The organism is Ferrovibrio xuzhouensis (genome assembly GCF_042648965.1).
Lineage (GTDB): Bacteria > Pseudomonadota > Alphaproteobacteria > Ferrovibrionales > Ferrovibrionaceae > Ferrovibrio > Ferrovibrio xuzhouensis.
In genome coordinates, this window is sequence record NZ_JBHRYJ010000001.1 from 638,593 (window position 1) to 653,834 (window position 15,242).

Sequence of the window (15,242 nt, forward strand, 5' to 3'; positions counted from 1 at the left end):
GAAAAGCCAGACACGAAAAGATCGCGCGATGGACATTCTCGGAGCCAACCCCGCCCCCGCCCCTGCCGCCGTTCCCGGCGGCGATGCGGTCAAGGACGTCGACATCACCACCTTCATGCAGGATGTCGTCCAGGCCTCGATGACCACACCCGTCCTGGTGGACTTCTGGGCGCCGTGGTGCGGCCCCTGCAAGACGCTGGGGCCGATGCTGGAAAAGATCGTCAAGGCGTCGAACGGCAAGGTGAAGCTGGTCAAGGTCAATATCGACGAGCCGCAGAACCAGCCGCTCGCCCAGCAGCTGCGCATCCAGTCGATCCCGGCGGTCTTTGCCTTCTCCGGCGGCCAGCCGGTCGACGGCTTCGTCGGCGCCCTGCCGGAAAGCCAGCTGAAGAAATTCGTCGAGGGCCTGGCCGGCGGCGCCCTGGAAGGCGACACCGCCACCCAGATGATCGAGGCCGGCAAGGCCGCGCTTGGTGTCCAGGACTGGACCGAGGCGGCAACCGCCTTCTCGACGGCGCTCGGCACCGAGCCGGAGAATGTCGCCGCGCTGGCCGGCCTGGCCCGCGCGCTGGTCGGCATGGGCGAGATCGAGGAAGCCAAGGAAGTGCTGACCCAGGTGCCGGAGGCCCCGGTCGAGCATGCCGATGTCGCCGCCGTGCGCGCCGCGCTGGCCCTGCACGAGGAAGGCGCCCAGGCCGCCGGCCAGCTCAAGCCGCTGGAAGATGCCGTCGCCGCCAACCCGAACGACCACCAGGCCCGGCTCGACTATGCCACCGCGCTGATGGGCGCCAACCGCCAGCAGGAGGCGATCGACCAGCTGCTCGACGTCGTCAAGCGCGACCGCAAATGGAATGACGAGGCGGCCCGCAAGCAGCTCGTCAAGATCTTCGAGGCGCTGGGGCCGATGGACCCGCTGGTGGTCGATGCCCGCCGGCGGCTGTCGTCGATCCTGTTTGCCTGATAGACTGGCGGCATGAGCGCGCCGGCCGAATCGCTGACGATCGACGACCTCAGCCGCACCATTCCGATCTTTCCGCTGCGCGGGGTGCTGCTGCTGCCGCGTGCCTTGCTGCCGCTGAACGTCTTCGAGCCACGCTATCTGGCGATGACCCGTGACGCGCTCGGCACCGTCGAGGCAACGGGCCGCGGCCTGATCGGCATGATCCAGCCGACCGAGCCCGAGCGCGGCGGCCAGCGCCCCGATCTCTACCGGATCGGCTGCCTCGGCGAGATCGCCGGCGCCGCCGAAACCGAGGACGGCCGCATCCTGATCACGCTGCGCGGCATCTGCCGGTTCCATGTCGCCCGCGAACTCGAGGCCGGCACATTGTATCGCCAGGTCGATGCCGATTATGCCGCCTTCGCCGCCGACCTCGAGGTCGCGCCGGATGGCATCTGCCAGCGCGACCGCCTGCTGAAAGCCCTGCAGGCCTTCTGCGACCGTCAGGGCCTGCCGGCCGACTGGGATTCGATCAACACCGCCCCGGACGACCTGCTGGTGCATTCGCTGGCCATGGTCTGTCCCTTCTCGGCTGGCGAAAAACAGGCCCTGCTCGAAGCGCCGGATTTCGCCGCCCGGGCCGAGATGCTGATCACCCTGATGGAAATGGCCGTGCTGGAGCCCGGCGGCCCGCCCTTTGGCCGCAAACTGAACTGACCGGAGTATCCCGATGAGCGACACACCTGCGGCCGGCCCGGCGCCGGTCGATCCGAAACTGCTGGAGCTGCTGGTCTGCCCAGTCACCAAGGAACGGCTGACCTGGGACCGCCTGCGCAACGAGCTGGTCAGCGAAAAGGCCGGCCTCGCCTTCCCGATCCGTGACGGCATCCCGATCATGCTGGTCGACGAGGCGCGTCAGCTCGACGATACGCCCGACCATGCCCAATCTGCGCTCGACAAGGCGGCTGCCGAGAAGCCTGCCTCCTGATGCCATCATCGGGCATGAACCCGCAGTCGCCCTACCAGCGCGCCGGCCGGCCGGCCTGCACCGAGCTGCGCTACAAATCCGCCGAGAAGCGCCTCGAGATCGCCTATGCCGACGGCAAGGCCTTCGGCTTCACGGCGGAATTCCTGCGCATCGAAAGCCCCTCAGCTGAAGTGCAGGGCCATGGCGGCACCGACAAGACACTGGTGCCCGGCCGCCGTGAGGTCGGCATCACCGCCATCGATCCGGTCGGCAGTTACGCCGTGCGACTGACCTTCGACGACCTGCACGATACCGGGCTGTACAGCTGGGAATGGTTCTACGACCGCGGCCATGACCAGGACCAACTCTGGGCTGAGTATCTCGCCCGCATGCAGGCCCGCGGCCTCAGCCGCGACCCACGCGCCTGAGCCGACTATAAAAAAAACCGGCCGGGTTTGCGCCCGGCCGGCTGTCGTTTCAGTCCGGCGCCGCGCGTCAGACCACGCGGAAATTCTTGAACTGCCAGGGGTCCGCGCGATCGATGTCCTCGGGGAACAGGGTCTCGCGCTCGGCCAGCGGCGTCCAGTCGGTATAGGCGCCGGCCATCTCGCCGAGATACGGCCGGCAGATGTCCATGATCCGCGCGTGGTCGAGTTCGTCGGCCTCGACCGGGCCGGCCTTCGGGTTCTCGATCGCCCAGATCAGGCCGCCGAGCACCGCGACGGTGACCTGCAGCGAGGTGGCGTTGTTGTGCGGCACCAGCTTGCGGGCCTCCTCGATGGTGAGCCGCGAGCCGTACCAGTAGGCGCCCTTCTTGTGGCCCATCAGCAGCACGCCGAGTTCGTCCATGCCGGAGGTGATCTCGTCCATCATCAGCCGCTTGCTCGGCTGCATGTCCCAGTTCTTGCCGGCGATCTCGTGCAGCGAGAGCACGGCATCGTCGCAGGGATGATAGGCATAATGCACGGTGGGGCGGTAGGCCACCGCGGCGCCGTCCTTCACCGAGTAATAGTCGGCCATCGAGATCGACTCGTTATGGGTGACCAGGAAGCCGTGCATCGGGCCTTCCAGCGGCGTCCACGAGCGCACCCGGGTGCCGGCACCCGGCCGCATCAGGTAGATCGCGGCGTCGCAGCCGAAATCATGGCGCTTGCCGTCGGCCGGCATGGTCTTCTCGTGGCTGCCCCAGCCGAGTTCGGCCGGCTGGCAACCCTCGCCGACGAAGCCGTCGATCGACCAGGTATTGACGAATTCGCCGCGCCGCTTGGGCTGCACCTGCGCCACCTGGGTGTCGCGCTCGGCGATATGGATCACCTTGACGCCGAGCGCCTGGGCGAGCTTGGCCCAGCCGGCACGGTCGGCCGGCACGGTGGTGCCATGACCGGTGTCGCGCGCGATATGCAGCAGGGCTTCCTTGACGAAATGCGACACCAGGCCGGGGTTGGCGCCATGGGTCAGCACGGCAGTGGGGCCGTTTCTGTACTTCTCGGCCAGCGCCCGGGCAGTTTCGCGCAGCGCGTAGTTCGACCGTTGCGACGGGGTTTTCGACGGATCGGTATAGCCGCCGACCCAGGGCTCGATGCAGGTGTCGAGATAGAAGGCGCCGCGCGCCTGCGCCAGCTCGATCAGCGCCACCGACGAGACATCGACGGACAGATTGAGCAGGAAGTCGCCCGCACCCAGCAGCGGCTCGAGCACCGTCTGGTAATTGTCGCGGGTCAGCGGCTGCCGGACGAAGCGGATGCCGTATTCGTTGGCGACGTCATGGCCGCGGTCCTCTGCGGTGACGATGACGATGCGGTCGGCCGGCATGTCGATGTGGCGCAGGATCAGCGGCAGGACGCCCTGGCCGATGCTGCCGAACCCGACCATGACCAGGCGGCCCGAAAACGACACATGCTTCATTCTGGAGTCTCCTTCTGTAGGCAAGACCGGGGATCCCGCTCCCGGCCCTTGTTAGCGCAAACCTATGACGGCTGGACGTCAGTCAGGCAATGGCGATACCGGGGGTTTCGAGCAGGGGCGGGTCGGAAACCTCGACCAGCCGGCCCCGGTCGAAACCGTTAAAGGCGGTCCGCAAGGTCGCCCCGTAGGCCCCGAGCTGGCCGATCTCGATCCAGTCGCCCTCGGCGATATCGGCCGGCAGGGCGAAACCGCCATCCATGCGGTCGAGGCTGTCGCAGGTCGGCCCGAACAGGGTGTAGCTCTGGCCGGCCGCCGCCGAGGCCCGCCCCTGATCCGCACGAAGCGGGCGGACCGGGAAGCGCCAGCCGAGGCTGCCGGCGTCGGCCAGGCTGCCATAGACGCCGTCGTTGATGTAGAGCGCATCGCCCCGGCGGGCCTGCACCTGCACCACCACCGAGGCGCCCTGGGCGACCAGCACGCGGCCGGGCTCGGCCCAGATTTCGGCCGGGGCATGGACGCCCAGCCGGTCGCGCAGCCGGTCCACGCCGGCATCGATCTCGGCCATGATGGCGGCCAGTTCCGGCAGGTCGGCGCCCGGATAAGCCACGGGAAAGCCGCCGCCGACATCGAGGATGTCGAGCTTCACGCCGGCCTGCGCCGCGGCATCCGCCGCCAGCGCGATGGCCTGGCTCCAGCGGGCCGGGTCGGTGCATTGCGAACCAACATGGAAGGAAATGCCGAGCCGGACGGCCATGCCACGCGCGGCCCGCAGCAGGGCCGGCGCGTCTTCCATGGCGGCACCGAACTTGCCCGACAGGTCGAGGCCGGCATTGCCCTTGGGCAGTGCCAGCCGCAGGATCAGGCCGAGATCGTTGGCGCGCCCGTCATCACTCTGGCGGGTTTCAGCCGCGATCTTGGCCAGCTCGTCGGCGCTGTCGAAGGCAAAGTCGCGCACGCCATGCTCAACGTAAGCCGCGCGGATCGCCGAGCGGGCCTTCACCGGGTGCATGTAGTGGATGCTGGCTTCCGGCAGCACCTGGCGCACCAGGGCGACCTCGGCCGGCGAGGCGCAGTCGAAGGCGCGCAGGCCGCCGCGCCACAGCGCCGACAGCACGCGGGGCTCCGGGTTGCACTTCACGGCATACAGCGTGCGGCCGGCAAAGGCCGCAGTGAAGCTGCGCGCCGCCGCCTCGATGGCGGCCGGACGCAGGCAGTGCAGCGGCTCTTCCGGGCGCAACCGGGCGACCACGGCATCCACCGTGGGCAGGGCATCGGATTTCGGGCCGCGGGCGAACTCGCGGCGGAGCGGGGAAACGGCGACGCGAAGGCGGGACGCAGTCATGGCGAACTCCCATAACGGCAAACGACGGCTCCCGGCACGGGAGCGCGGCGGACTTCAGGATGTCTGGAAATGCGGAACCGATCCGGCTGGCCGCAATGACTTGCGGGCGTGATCGCCAGGGACCGGTTCGCGGGGGCTATCGACCGCCCCAGCTTATACTAAGCGCAACCATCGTCTGCTCCTTCAAGGCACCAGCCCACTCTGCCCAGATTTACTTGGTTCTGGCTGGCTCTCCGAAAAGGACGCTCCGTCGTTGCTTGACCGAACTGGCGGCCGGGGGCACGTGCGATCTGCGTCTTGACGCGTCACTTAAAGCAATTGCGCCGCGATGCAAGATAAAATTTCAATTACGGCGAAAATGTCATATTCCGGGCGGCAGCAGCGCGAGGTATTCGCAGACCAGCGTGGCCGCCGCCAGCGCGGTGATCTCGGCGTGATCGTAGGCCGGCGCCACCTCGACCATGTCCATGCCGGCGAAATTCACCCCGGCGAGGCCGCGTAGCAGCGCCTGCGCCTGCCAGGTGGCCAGCCCGCCGATCTCCGGCGTGCCGGTGCCCGGCGCAAAGGCGGGGTCCAGCGCGTCGATGTCGAACGACAGATAGGCCGGCGCCAGGCCGACCGTGCTGCGGATACGCTCGGCCACGGCGGCCACGCCCTGCTCATGGACCTCCTGGGCGGACACGATGGTCACCCCCTGCCCCAAGGTCCAGTCGAGCACGTCATTCTGCACCGGCGAGCGGATGCCGATCTGGATCATCCGGCGTGCATCGACCAGGCCCTCGCGGATGGCGTGGTAGAAGCAGGAGCCATGGCCGTAAGCCAGGCCGAAGCTGTCCGGCCAGGTATCCACATGGGCGTCGAAATGCACGAGGCCGACCGGCCCGCCCTGCCGCTTCGCCAGCGCGCGCAGCAGCGGCAGGGCGATGGCATGGTCGCCACCGAGTGTGACGAGGTGGCGGAAGCCGGCTGCTTGCCGCTCGATCAGGGCGAGGCTGGCCGGCACATCGCCAAGCGCAATCGCGAAGTCGCCCATATCGGACAGGCCGGCCGCGAGGTCGCGGCGGGCGACGGGGTGGTCGCCGTCGACCAGCATGCGGCTGGCGCGACGGATCGCGTCGGGCCCGAAGCGGGCGCCGGGCCGGTTGGTGGTAGCGATATCGAAGGGGATGCCGGCGACGGCGAGTGCCGGGTCAGTGTCGCGCCGGGTGACGCCGAGAAAACCGCCGGACAGGGCGAAAGTCGGAACACCGGTCATGTCAGAAAATCCAGTCGATCAGGGTCAGCGCGATCTCGAAGACGATCAGCAGCACGATGGCCGCCTCGAGCCGCAGGCTGCGCTGGGCGTCGATCAGGTCGGTCAGCGCCCGGGTGGTATTCTGGATCACCGTCACCTTGTTGGCCAGCGCGTCGGCGCGCTCGGTCAGCTCGTATTCGTCCTGCAGGCGGCTGAACAGGCGCTCCAGCTCCGGCCGGTCCCACAGCACGTCGGGCTTGTCCTCGACGGCGACGCGGCCGGCAACCCGGTGCTGCACCAGCAGCGATTCGCCGATCAGCTTCAGCAGCTGCTTGCGGTTGCCCGGCACCCGGCCGTCGCCGGCCATGTTGCGCGCCAGCGGGTCGATGATGTCGAAAACCTTGCTGACCTCGCGCTCGTTATGGGCAAGCGCCACGCTTTTCCCCAACACGTCGGCGATCACCAGGAAACGCTCCGGCGTCAGCTCGCGCAGCTGCAGCGGACCGCCGGGCGGAATCGCATCTTCGCCGCCGGCATCGCCGATCCGGATGGTGGCAACCTCGTCCTCCAGCGGCGTATGGCTGCCGCTGACGCGCGGCTGGATCATGCGCAGGATGTCGTCTTCCTCGACCGGCGACAGGCCGGCGATCACCGCGGCGCCGTAGCGGAACAGGGCGACCATGCCGCGGTCGCCGACCCGGAAGGCGAAGGGCACCGTCGAGATGGCGTCCGAGCGTTCCAGCCCGGTGGTGTCGATGCGCTCGCCGAGCAGGATCGCGCGCACGGTCAGCAGCCGTGCCGCCGCCGGGCTGGCGGACTGGGCGGCGGAAGCGGCAGCGGAAGACTGGGCGATGGTCTGCGGATCGGTCACGGGGATCTCTTGGCTCGACGGCCCGCCTATAGCATAGGCATGACCGGCCGGATGTTACAGATTGATGGCGTCAGACACGCTCGCCACGCAGCAGCCGGGGCAGGACACCGACCTCGCCCATGGCATGGCGCATGAAGAATTTCTTCACCGGCGGCAGCCGCTCGATGATCCCAAGCCCAAGATCGCGGGCCAGCCGCAGCGGCGCAATGTCGTTGGAGAACAGTCTTGTCAGCCCGTCGGTGACGGCCGACAGCACGAAGGCATCGACCCGGCGCCAGCGGGCATAACGCTCCAGCACGTCCTCGCGGCCGATATCAAGGCCGAGCCGGTGCGCCTCGACCACCGCCTCGGTCAGTGCCGCGATGTCGCGCAGGCCAAGATTGAGGCCCTGGCCGGCGATCGGATGGATGCCGTGGGCGGCGTCGCCGACCAGCGCCAGCCGGTGGCCGACATAGCGTTCGGCATGCAGGAAGGTCAGCGGATAGGACCAGCGCGGGCCGGTGACATGGGCCTCGCCATAACCGTCGCCGAAGCGGTGGCGCATCTCGGCCTCGAAAGCCGCGTCGTCGAGCGCCATGATGGCGGCGGCGCGCGCGGTGGGTTCGGTCCAGACCAGCGACGAGCGGTGGGTGCCGTCGGCGGCATCGGTCATCGGCAGGATGGCGAACGGCCCGGCCGGCAGGAAGCGCTCCTGCGCCACGCCCTCGTGGTCGAGGTCATGGGCCACGGTGCAGACGATGCCGGTCTGGTTGTAGCGCCATTCGGTGGTGCGGATGCCGGCACCGGCGCGCACCGCCGACTGCCGGCCATCGGCGCCGATCACCAGCCAGGCGCGGATCAGGCTGCCGTCGGCGAGTTCGATTTCGGCCGGCCGCCCGGCACCGGGCTCCCCGTGGTCGATGCGGGCGGCCGTCATCGGCGCCTGCAGGCGCAGCCTGGGCAGCCCGGCGATGGCGGCCTGCTGGGCCTGGCGCATCACCCGGTTCTCGACCAGGTAGCCGAAGGGCTGGTCGCCGATGGCGCTGTGGTCGTAATGCAGGAACAGCAGCGAGTCGCCATCGGACACCCGGATGTCCCACATCGGCTGGGCGGCGGCGACATGGTTCCACAGGCCGATCGCCGCCAGCATGCGCTGGGACGCGAGCGCGATGGCCGAAACGCGGCCGTCGAAACCGGCGGCCAACGCCCGGGCGGGGTCTTCGCGGTCGATCACGGTGACGGAAATGCCGTGGCTGGCCAAGGCGATAGCCTGGGTCAGGCCGGCCAGGCCGCCACCAATGATGGCAACGTCGACGGGGTCGTTCTGCGCGGTACTGGACTGGGTCATGGCGGCAGGATCGACCCTGCCCTGCCGCTTGTCCAGTGTCGGACCGGGCGCCATTCCCCGCCCACCGCCCCGTCCTTCCCATTGGACGCGGCCGGGGCGCCGTACTAGCTTGTTCCGCATGCTGTTACGGCCTGTCGTCGCCTCTGTGCTGGCGTTGGTCGCGGCCGCCGGCTTCCTCCTGCCGAGGATGGCGACGGCCGGGGAGAAACCTGCGGTCGATCTCGCGCTCATGCTGGCGGTCGACATCTCGGGTAGCATCGATCTCGACGAGGCACGGCTGCAGCGCGAGGGCTATGCCCAGGCGATCAGCGATCCGGCGGTGATCAAGGCGATCACCTCAGGCATCAACGGCCGCATCGCGGTGGCCTATTTCGAGTGGTCGGACAGCTATACCCAGAATGCCCTGCTCGACTGGACGGTGATTTCCGACCGCGCCAGCGCCGAGGCGGTGGCCCGCAAACTGACCGCCGAACCGATCACCACGGCGCGGCGCACCAGCATCTCGGGCGCGATCCAGTTTGCCCTGCCGCGCTTCGCCGGCCTGCCGTACACTGCGCTGCGCCGGGTGCTTGATATCTCGGGCGACGGGCCGAATAACGATGGCGGCCCGGTCGACCTCGCCCGCGACGCGGCACTGGCCGCCGGCATCGCCATCAACGGCCTGCCGATCATGAACGGCCGGCAGAACAGCTGGGGCTTTCCCACCCTGCCCGATCTCGACAAATATTACGAAGGCTGCGTGATCGGCGGCCCCGGCGCCTTCGTGGTGGTGGCCGAGGATTTCGCCTCTTTCGACGTCGCCGTGCGCCGTAAGCTGATCCTCGAGATCGCCGCCGCGCCGGTCCCGACCCCGGCGACCCGCCCGCGGGTGATCCGGGCCCAGACGGCCGGCGGCTATGGCCAGAACGGCTACGACAGGGGCTGTGATATCGGCGAGAAGCAGAGCCGGGAATTCTGGCGCCGCCGCTTCGACCAGTAGGCCGGCCGGGCGCCATTCCGGGGTTAGCGAAAATCCGCCGGCCGGCACCTTGGCCCTGCCCGGTTTTTGCCGTATTCCCAAGGGATAACCATACCGGACAGACAACCGGCCACCATCCGGCCTTTTGGCCATCCGACCTTTCGGGAGTTCCCTGCCATGACCTCGCGCCCCGGTCCCTTCGACCGTGCCGATTTTCCCTTTGCCCTTCGCCTGGTGACCGAGGCCGCCGCTTTGGCCGCCTGGAAGTGGGTCGGCCGCAGCCAGAAGGAAGCCGGCGATGGCGCCGCGGTGGATGCGATGCGCAAGGCGCTCAACGACATCAACGTCAATGCCGTGGTGATGATCGGCGAAGGCGAGAAGGACAATGCTCCGCTGCTCTATCGCGGCGAGCGTATCGGCAGCGGTGAACCGGAGATCGAGATCGCCGTCGACCCCATCGAGGGCACGACCAACATGGCGAACGGCACCGAGAATTCGATGGCGGTTTTCGCACTGGCGCCGCGCGGCGCCATGTTCGATCTCGGCCCCAGCTTCTACATGGACAAGCTGGTGCTGCCGGCCCCGGCCAAGGGCAAGGTCGATCCGCGCTGGCCGGTGAAGCAGAAGCTGGAGGCGCTGGCCGCCGCACTGAACAAGCCGGTCTCGGAGCTGCGTATCTTCGTGCTGAACCGCAAGCGCCACCACGCGATGATCAAGGAAATCCACGATGCCGGCGCGCGCACCATGCTGCAGGAAAACGGCGATGTCGCCGGCGCCTTCATGGCGCTGCAGCACGGTCATAACGTCGACGCACTGTTCGGCACCGGCGGCTCGCCGGAAGGCGTGATCACCGCGATCTTCGCCCGTGCACTCGGCGGCGAATTCTTCGGCCGCGTCGATCCGCAGGGCGAGGACGAGGCAAAGGCGGTGAAGGATTTCGGCCTTGATGCCGGCAAGTGGCTGTCGGGCGCCGAACTGGTGAAGAGCGACGATGCGATCTTCGTCGCCACCGGGATTAACTCAGGGCCGGTCTGCCGCGGCGTCTCTATCCACAAGGGTGTCGCCCGCCTGCATACCGTGATCCTGATGGCGAAGACCGGCGTACGCCACGACCTGGTCAGCCATCTGCCGCAGGCCTGAGCCCGCATGACTGTACGTACCGTCGCCATCCGGCCGTTCGAGGGCCAGAAGCCCGGCACTTCGGGGCTGCGCAAGAAGGTCGCGGTGTTCCGGCAGCCGGGCTATCTCGAGGCCTTCGTGCAGGCGGTTTTCGACACGCAAGAAGCCTTGCGCGGCGGTACGCTCGTGCTGGGCGGTGACGGACGCTTCTTCAACCGCGATGCCATTCGCACCATCCTCGGCATGGCGGCGGCCAATGGGGTTGCCCGCGTGCTGGTCGGCCAGGGCGGCATCCTGTCGACTCCGGCGGCCAGCGCGGTGATCCGCCGCCACGGCGCGCAGGGGGGTCTCGTGCTGTCCGCCAGCCATAATCCCGGCGGCCCGGACGGCGATTTCGGCATCAAGTTCAACATCGCCAACGGCGGGCCGGCGCCGGAGTCCGTCACCGAGGCGATTTATGCCCGCACCCAGGTCATCGACCGCTACCTGATCCGCGACGGCATCGAGATCGATCTCGACCGCATCGGCGAGACGGCCTTCGGCACCCTGCAGGTCGCCGTGATCGATCCGGTCGCCGATTATGCCGACCTGCTGGAGTGCCTGTTCGATTTCGACGCGATCTCCACCCTGCTGCGGCGGACCGACTTCCGCTTCCGCTTCGATGCCATGCATGCGGTGACCGGGCCTTACGCGTGCCGCCTGCTGGTCGACCGGCTGGGTGCGCCGGCAGCCGCGGTGATCAACGCCGTGCCGCTGGAGGATTTTGGCGGCGGCCATCCCGATCCGAACCCGGTCTACGCCAAAGAGCTGTATGACGCAGCGATGGCCGGCCGGCTCGATTTTGCCGCCGCTTCCGACGGCGACGGCGACCGCAACATGATCCTCGGCGCCGGCATCGCGGTTGGCCCGAGCGACAGCCTCGCCGTGCTGGCCGCCAATGCGACGCTGGCGCCGGGTTATGCGCGCGGCATCGCCGGCGTCGCGCGGTCGATGCCGACCAGCCGCGCCGCCGATGCGGTAGCGGTACAGCTCGGCGTCGAATTCTTCGAGACGCCGACGGGCTGGAAATTCTTCGGCAACCTGCTCGATGCCGGCCGCATCACGCTGTGCGGCGAGGAAAGCTACGGCACGTCCTCCGACCATGTGCGCGAGAAGGACGGCCTGTGGGCGGTGCTGTTCTGGCTGAATGTGCTGGCCCGCCGGCAGGGCGAAACCGTGCACGGCATCCTGCAGCAGCACTGGCAGCGCTTCGGCCGGCATTACTACAGCCGCCATGATTACGAGGCGGTGGATGCCGCACAGGCGCAGGCCGCGATGGCCGGGCTGCGCAGCGCCCTGCCCGATCTCGCCGGCAGCGCGATTGCCGGCATGACCATCACGCAGGCCGACGACTTCGCCTATCGCGACCCCATCGACGGCAGCGAAAGCAGGGGCCAGGGCCTGCGCGTGATCTGCGGCGAACAGGCCCGCGTGATCGCGCGGCTGTCCGGCACCGGCACCGAGGGCGCCACCGTGCGACTCTATTTCGAGCTGTTCGAGGCCGATCCGGCACGGCAGGATGACGATGTGCAGACACGTCTGCAGCCTTTGTTCGACTTCGCCGAAAGCGTGACCGGTCTTCGCAAGATCACTGGCCGCGCCGGGCCCGATGTGATCACCTGAGCCGGACCGAAGCGGAGACCGCCATGATCCAGCCGCCACCCCTGCCGATCGACCAGACCGCCCCCTGGCGGGCACTGGCCGCGCATGCCTCGGCGGTGCGGCAACGCCATCTGCGCGACCTGTTTGCCGCCGATGCAGACCGGTTCACGCGCTTCTCGTTCCGCTGCGGCGACATGCTGCTCGACCTGTCGCGCCAGCGGCTGGAAGACGAAACCCTGCGGCTACTGCTCGAGCTTGCCGGCGAGGCAGACGTGCTGCGCTGGCGCGACCGCATGCTGGCCGGCGAGAAGATCAACCTGACCGAAAACCGCGCCGTCCTCCACACCGCCCTGCGCCTGCCGGAAAGCCGCAGCCTGGTGGTGGAGGGCGAAGACGTGGTGCCGATGGTGCACCGCGAGCTGCGTCGCATGGGCGGGATGGTGGCGGCGATCCGCGGCGGCGGCTGGACCGGTGCGACGGGCAAGCATTTCCGTCACGTCATCGCCATCGGCATTGGTGGCTCGGACCTCGGGCCGCGCATGGCGGTCGAAGCGCTGACGCCGTTCCGCGAGCCGGGCCTCGACATCCATTTTGTCAGCAATGTCGATGGTGCCGATATCGCGCGGGCGGTGGCCGCCTGCGATGCCGCCACCACGCTGGTCATCGTCGCCTCCAAGACCTTCACCACCCAGGAGACGATGACCAACGCCGTCACCGCGCGGGACTGGCTGAAGGCCGGGCTTGGCGGCGCATCGGATGGCTGGCACCGCCACTTCGTCGGCATCTCGGCCAATCCGCAGATCCCCGGCGGCTTCGGGATTCCGCCCGAGCGCGTGCTGCAGTTCTGGGACTGGGTCGGTGGCCGCTATTCGTTGTGGTCTGCCATCGGCCTGCCGATCGCGCTGGGCATCGGCATCGACCGCTTTCACCAGCTGCTGGCCGGCGCGCACGAGATGGACGAGCATTTCGCATCCGCCCCGCCGGCCGAGAACCTGCCGCTGCTGATGGGTCTCGCCGGCATCTGGAATATCAACTTCCTTGGCCATCGCACGCTGGCCGTGCTGCCTTACGATCAGGGCCTGTCGAAGCTCGCCGCATACCTGCAGCAGGCCGACATGGAGAGCAACGGCAAGGGCGTCGACCGCTGGGGCCGCCCGGTCGGCTATGACACCGGCCCCATCGTGTTCGGCGAGCCGGGCACCAACGGCCAGCATGCCTTCTACCAGCTGCTGCACCAGGGGCCGCAGCCGGTGCCGGCTGATTTCATTGTGCCGCTGGGCAGCCAATACCGGCTCGACAATCACCACGACATCCTGGTCTCCAATGCCCTGGCCCAGGCTGAGGCCCTGATGCGCGGCCGTACCCGCGACGAGGCGGCAGCCGAAATGCGCGCCGCAGGCCTGTCTGCCGAACAGACCGCCGCACTCGCCCCGCACCGGATGTTCACCGGCAACCGGCCGAGCACCACCCTGCTGCTGCCGCGTCTGGATCCACATCACCTCGGCATGCTGATCGCTCTGTATGAGCACAAGATTTTCGTCCAGGGCTGTATCTGGGGGATCAACTCCTTCGACCAATGGGGGGTCGAACTCGGCAAACAGCTCGCCAAACCGATTCTTGAGGAGTTGACCAGCGCTGGCCTCCGGCATCATCATGATGCCGCGACAAGCGGCCTGATCGAGCTGGCAAAGGGCCGCGACCGCTCCTGAAGGGGCCAAGACAAATGAAGCGCGGCGACGGTGCGGCATGAGCGACGCGCCGAAAAGCGACGGGCCCAGAAATGATGGGCCGAAGGGGGACCCGGCCACGGTGCGGCAGGGCATGCGGGAAATCGACTTCGTGCTGAATTCCTGCTGGCGGCTGGGCAAGACCATCGTGGCCGGCTGGAGCCACCAGGGCGCGAAGATCAGCTTCTGCTTTTCCGAATCCTACAATGTGCTGGGCAAGGCGGAGGCGATGCCGCGCCTGATCCGCGGCAAACGGCTGATGGGCCCGCGCACCTTCGCCGAAGCCTGCAAGACGCTGCGCGCCCGGCCGATGGAAATGGAAGTGCCTTTCACCGTCGGCACCGGCCGCGGCGAGGTCAATCCGCTGATGATCGAAAACCTGGTGCGTCGCTATGCCGTGTCGGCCACGACATCGCGCGCCGCCATCCTTTTCGATATCGTCAGCTTCTCCAAACACACGCCGCTCGAACAGGTCGCCCAACTCAGCTCGCTGGAATACAGTATCAACAGCGCGGTGAAGCGGCTGAACCAGATCGGCCTGCGCACCGAACTGGCGCGCTCCACGGTCGGTGACGGCTTTTATGTGTGGAACCGCGCCAAGGGGCTGGAGGCCGACATCCGCACCTGGCTGGCGCTGACCCTGATCCTCGCCGACAATGCGCTGGCGCACCAGAAAGGCGATCCGCGGCTGGTGCCGACGCTGCGCGTGGCCTTTGCCGTCGGGGCGCATTTCTCCTACCACCAGGTCGAGGGCAACAGCCCGCGCGGCTTCGAATACATCGTCGGCGACGTCACCATCACGCTGGCGCGCATCATCGCCAAGGCGCTGCCGGGCCAGATTCTGGTCGGCCAGTTCGTCCGCGCCACGGGTGTGCTGACCGGCAAGGACACCGAGGCCGATACGCTCGGATTTCTGGCCCGGGCCGAACGCGGCGCGGCAAAATTCACCGAGCTTGAGATCGGCCACCAGCAGATCCTGTCGCTGCGCACCGCAATAACCTCCGCGCCGGAAATCGGTCGCGCCGGCACCACGATCTACCACATCAAGGACAAGCACGGCTTCACGCACCAAGCCTTCAACGTGCGGGTCATCTTCGAGCGCGACGGTGCCAATACGCTCGCGATCGGCCGCCCGGCCAGCGATCTGGACGGATTCGCGGCCGAGCGCGCCGCCTATCAGATCAAAATCCCGCAGCCGGCACGCTGACGGA

The 15,242-nt window shown here is 68.1% G+C and carries 14 protein-coding genes; 9 read left to right on the top strand and 5 right to left on the bottom strand.

Translation table 11 applies throughout. The features are described 5' to 3' along the window. The first annotated feature begins 28 nt into the window (after positions 1–28). The 4 genes from trxA to ACFOOQ_RS03060 are packed head-to-tail and all read left to right on the top strand — an operon-like array spanning position 29 to position 2,335. A complete protein-coding gene (gene trxA / locus ACFOOQ_RS03045; protein ID WP_379721591.1) occupies positions 29–961 on the top strand; it encodes a thioredoxin in 933 nt (310 codons plus the stop codon). Between the two features lie 12 nt (positions 962–973). Next, on the top strand, positions 974–1,657 hold the full coding sequence (locus ACFOOQ_RS03050; protein WP_379721594.1) for an LON peptidase substrate-binding domain-containing protein: 684 nt from the start codon (positions 974–976) through the stop codon (positions 1,655–1,657). A 13-nt stretch (positions 1,658–1,670) separates the two neighbouring features. Further along, positions 1,671–1,928, top strand: a complete 258-nt coding sequence (locus ACFOOQ_RS03055; RefSeq protein ID WP_379721597.1) for a Trm112 family protein — start codon at positions 1,671–1,673, stop codon at positions 1,926–1,928. Beyond that, positions 1,928–2,335: a gamma-butyrobetaine hydroxylase-like domain-containing protein gene (locus ACFOOQ_RS03060; RefSeq protein ID WP_379721599.1), complete on the top strand. Its 408-nt coding sequence runs from the start codon at positions 1,928–1,930 to the stop codon at positions 2,333–2,335. Before ACFOOQ_RS03055 ends, ACFOOQ_RS03060 begins: the two co-directional genes overlap by 1 nt. A 67-nt stretch (positions 2,336–2,402) precedes the next feature. Here the strand turns inward: ACFOOQ_RS03060 and ACFOOQ_RS03065 are convergent, their stop codons facing one another. From ACFOOQ_RS03065 to ACFOOQ_RS03085, 5 genes are all read right to left on the bottom strand, one after another. Beyond that, complete coding sequence (locus tag ACFOOQ_RS03065; protein WP_379721602.1) at positions 2,403–3,812, bottom strand: homospermidine synthase; 1,410 nt, start codon at positions 3,810–3,812, stop codon at positions 2,403–2,405. A gap of 82 nt (positions 3,813–3,894) precedes the next feature. Then, a complete protein-coding gene (locus ACFOOQ_RS03070) occupies positions 3,895–5,154 on the bottom strand; it encodes a type III PLP-dependent enzyme (RefSeq protein WP_379721605.1) in 1,260 nt (419 codons plus the stop codon). Positions 5,155–5,515: 361 nt separating this feature from the next. Beyond that, the gene (gene speB, locus ACFOOQ_RS03075) at positions 5,516–6,409 is read right to left on the bottom strand and encodes an agmatinase (RefSeq protein ID WP_379721608.1); all 894 of its coding nucleotides are present in this window, start codon (positions 6,407–6,409) and stop codon (positions 5,516–5,518) included. A 1-nt stretch (position 6,410) separates the two neighbouring features. After that, complete coding sequence (locus ACFOOQ_RS03080; protein ID WP_379721611.1) at positions 6,411–7,259, bottom strand: RMD1 family protein; 849 nt, start codon at positions 7,257–7,259, stop codon at positions 6,411–6,413. A 70-nt stretch (positions 7,260–7,329) separates the two neighbouring features. Beyond that, on the bottom strand, positions 7,330–8,586 hold the full coding sequence (locus ACFOOQ_RS03085; RefSeq protein WP_379721614.1) for a UbiH/UbiF/VisC/COQ6 family ubiquinone biosynthesis hydroxylase: 1,257 nt from the start codon (positions 8,584–8,586) through the stop codon (positions 7,330–7,332). A gap of 118 nt (positions 8,587–8,704) precedes the next feature. Here ACFOOQ_RS03085 and ACFOOQ_RS03090 point away from each other — a divergent pair, with 118 nt between their 5' ends. The 5 genes from ACFOOQ_RS03090 to ACFOOQ_RS03110 all read left to right on the top strand — a co-directional run bounded on the left by ACFOOQ_RS03090 (position 8,705) and on the right by ACFOOQ_RS03110 (position 15,238). Then, on the top strand, positions 8,705–9,565 hold the full coding sequence (locus tag ACFOOQ_RS03090; RefSeq protein ID WP_379721617.1) for a DUF1194 domain-containing protein: 861 nt from the start codon (positions 8,705–8,707) through the stop codon (positions 9,563–9,565). A 156-nt stretch (positions 9,566–9,721) separates the two neighbouring features. Next, complete coding sequence (gene glpX, locus ACFOOQ_RS03095; RefSeq protein ID WP_379721620.1) at positions 9,722–10,684, top strand: class II fructose-bisphosphatase; 963 nt, start codon at positions 9,722–9,724, stop codon at positions 10,682–10,684. A 6-nt stretch (positions 10,685–10,690) separates the two neighbouring features. Next, complete coding sequence (locus ACFOOQ_RS03100; protein ID WP_379721623.1) at positions 10,691–12,325, top strand: alpha-D-glucose phosphate-specific phosphoglucomutase; 1,635 nt, start codon at positions 10,691–10,693, stop codon at positions 12,323–12,325. 41 nt (positions 12,326–12,366) lie between these two features. Beyond that, the gene (gene pgi, locus ACFOOQ_RS03105; RefSeq protein WP_379725315.1) at positions 12,367–14,013 is read left to right on the top strand and encodes a glucose-6-phosphate isomerase; all 1,647 of its coding nucleotides are present in this window, start codon (positions 12,367–12,369) and stop codon (positions 14,011–14,013) included. Positions 14,014–14,050: 37 nt separating this feature from the next. Continuing rightward, positions 14,051–15,238: a hypothetical protein gene (locus tag ACFOOQ_RS03110; RefSeq protein WP_379721626.1), complete on the top strand. Its 1,188-nt coding sequence runs from the start codon at positions 14,051–14,053 to the stop codon at positions 15,236–15,238. The last annotated feature ends 4 nt before the right edge of the window (positions 15,239–15,242 follow it).

What these genes read in the sequence shown, in the direction of transcription:
- ACFOOQ_RS03070 (WP_379721605.1), bottom strand. Translation starts at nt 5,154, where the DNA reads ATGACTGCGTCCCGCCTTCGCGTCGCCGTTTCCCCGCTCCGCCGCGAG.
- trxA (WP_379721591.1), top strand. Translation starts at nt 29, where the DNA reads ATGGACATTCTCGGAGCCAACCCCGCCCCCGCCCCTGCCGCCGTTCCC.
- ACFOOQ_RS03090 (WP_379721617.1), top strand. Translation starts at nt 8,705, where the DNA reads ATGCTGTTACGGCCTGTCGTCGCCTCTGTGCTGGCGTTGGTCGCGGCC.
- ACFOOQ_RS03065 (WP_379721602.1), bottom strand. Translation starts at nt 3,812, where the DNA reads ATGAAGCATGTGTCGTTTTCGGGCCGCCTGGTCATGGTCGGGTTCGGC.
- ACFOOQ_RS03085 (WP_379721614.1), bottom strand. Translation starts at nt 8,586, where the DNA reads ATGACCCAGTCCAGTACCGCGCAGAACGACCCCGTCGACGTTGCCATC.
- ACFOOQ_RS03110 (WP_379721626.1), top strand. Translation starts at nt 14,051, where the DNA reads ATGAGCGACGCGCCGAAAAGCGACGGGCCCAGAAATGATGGGCCGAAG.
- speB (WP_379721608.1), bottom strand. Translation starts at nt 6,409, where the DNA reads ATGACCGGTGTTCCGACTTTCGCCCTGTCCGGCGGTTTTCTCGGCGTC.
- ACFOOQ_RS03055 (WP_379721597.1), top strand. Translation starts at nt 1,671, where the DNA reads ATGAGCGACACACCTGCGGCCGGCCCGGCGCCGGTCGATCCGAAACTG.
- ACFOOQ_RS03100 (WP_379721623.1), top strand. Translation starts at nt 10,691, where the DNA reads ATGACTGTACGTACCGTCGCCATCCGGCCGTTCGAGGGCCAGAAGCCC.
- ACFOOQ_RS03050 (WP_379721594.1), top strand. Translation starts at nt 974, where the DNA reads ATGAGCGCGCCGGCCGAATCGCTGACGATCGACGACCTCAGCCGCACC.
- ACFOOQ_RS03060 (WP_379721599.1), top strand. Translation starts at nt 1,928, where the DNA reads ATGCCATCATCGGGCATGAACCCGCAGTCGCCCTACCAGCGCGCCGGC.
- glpX (WP_379721620.1), top strand. Translation starts at nt 9,722, where the DNA reads ATGACCTCGCGCCCCGGTCCCTTCGACCGTGCCGATTTTCCCTTTGCC.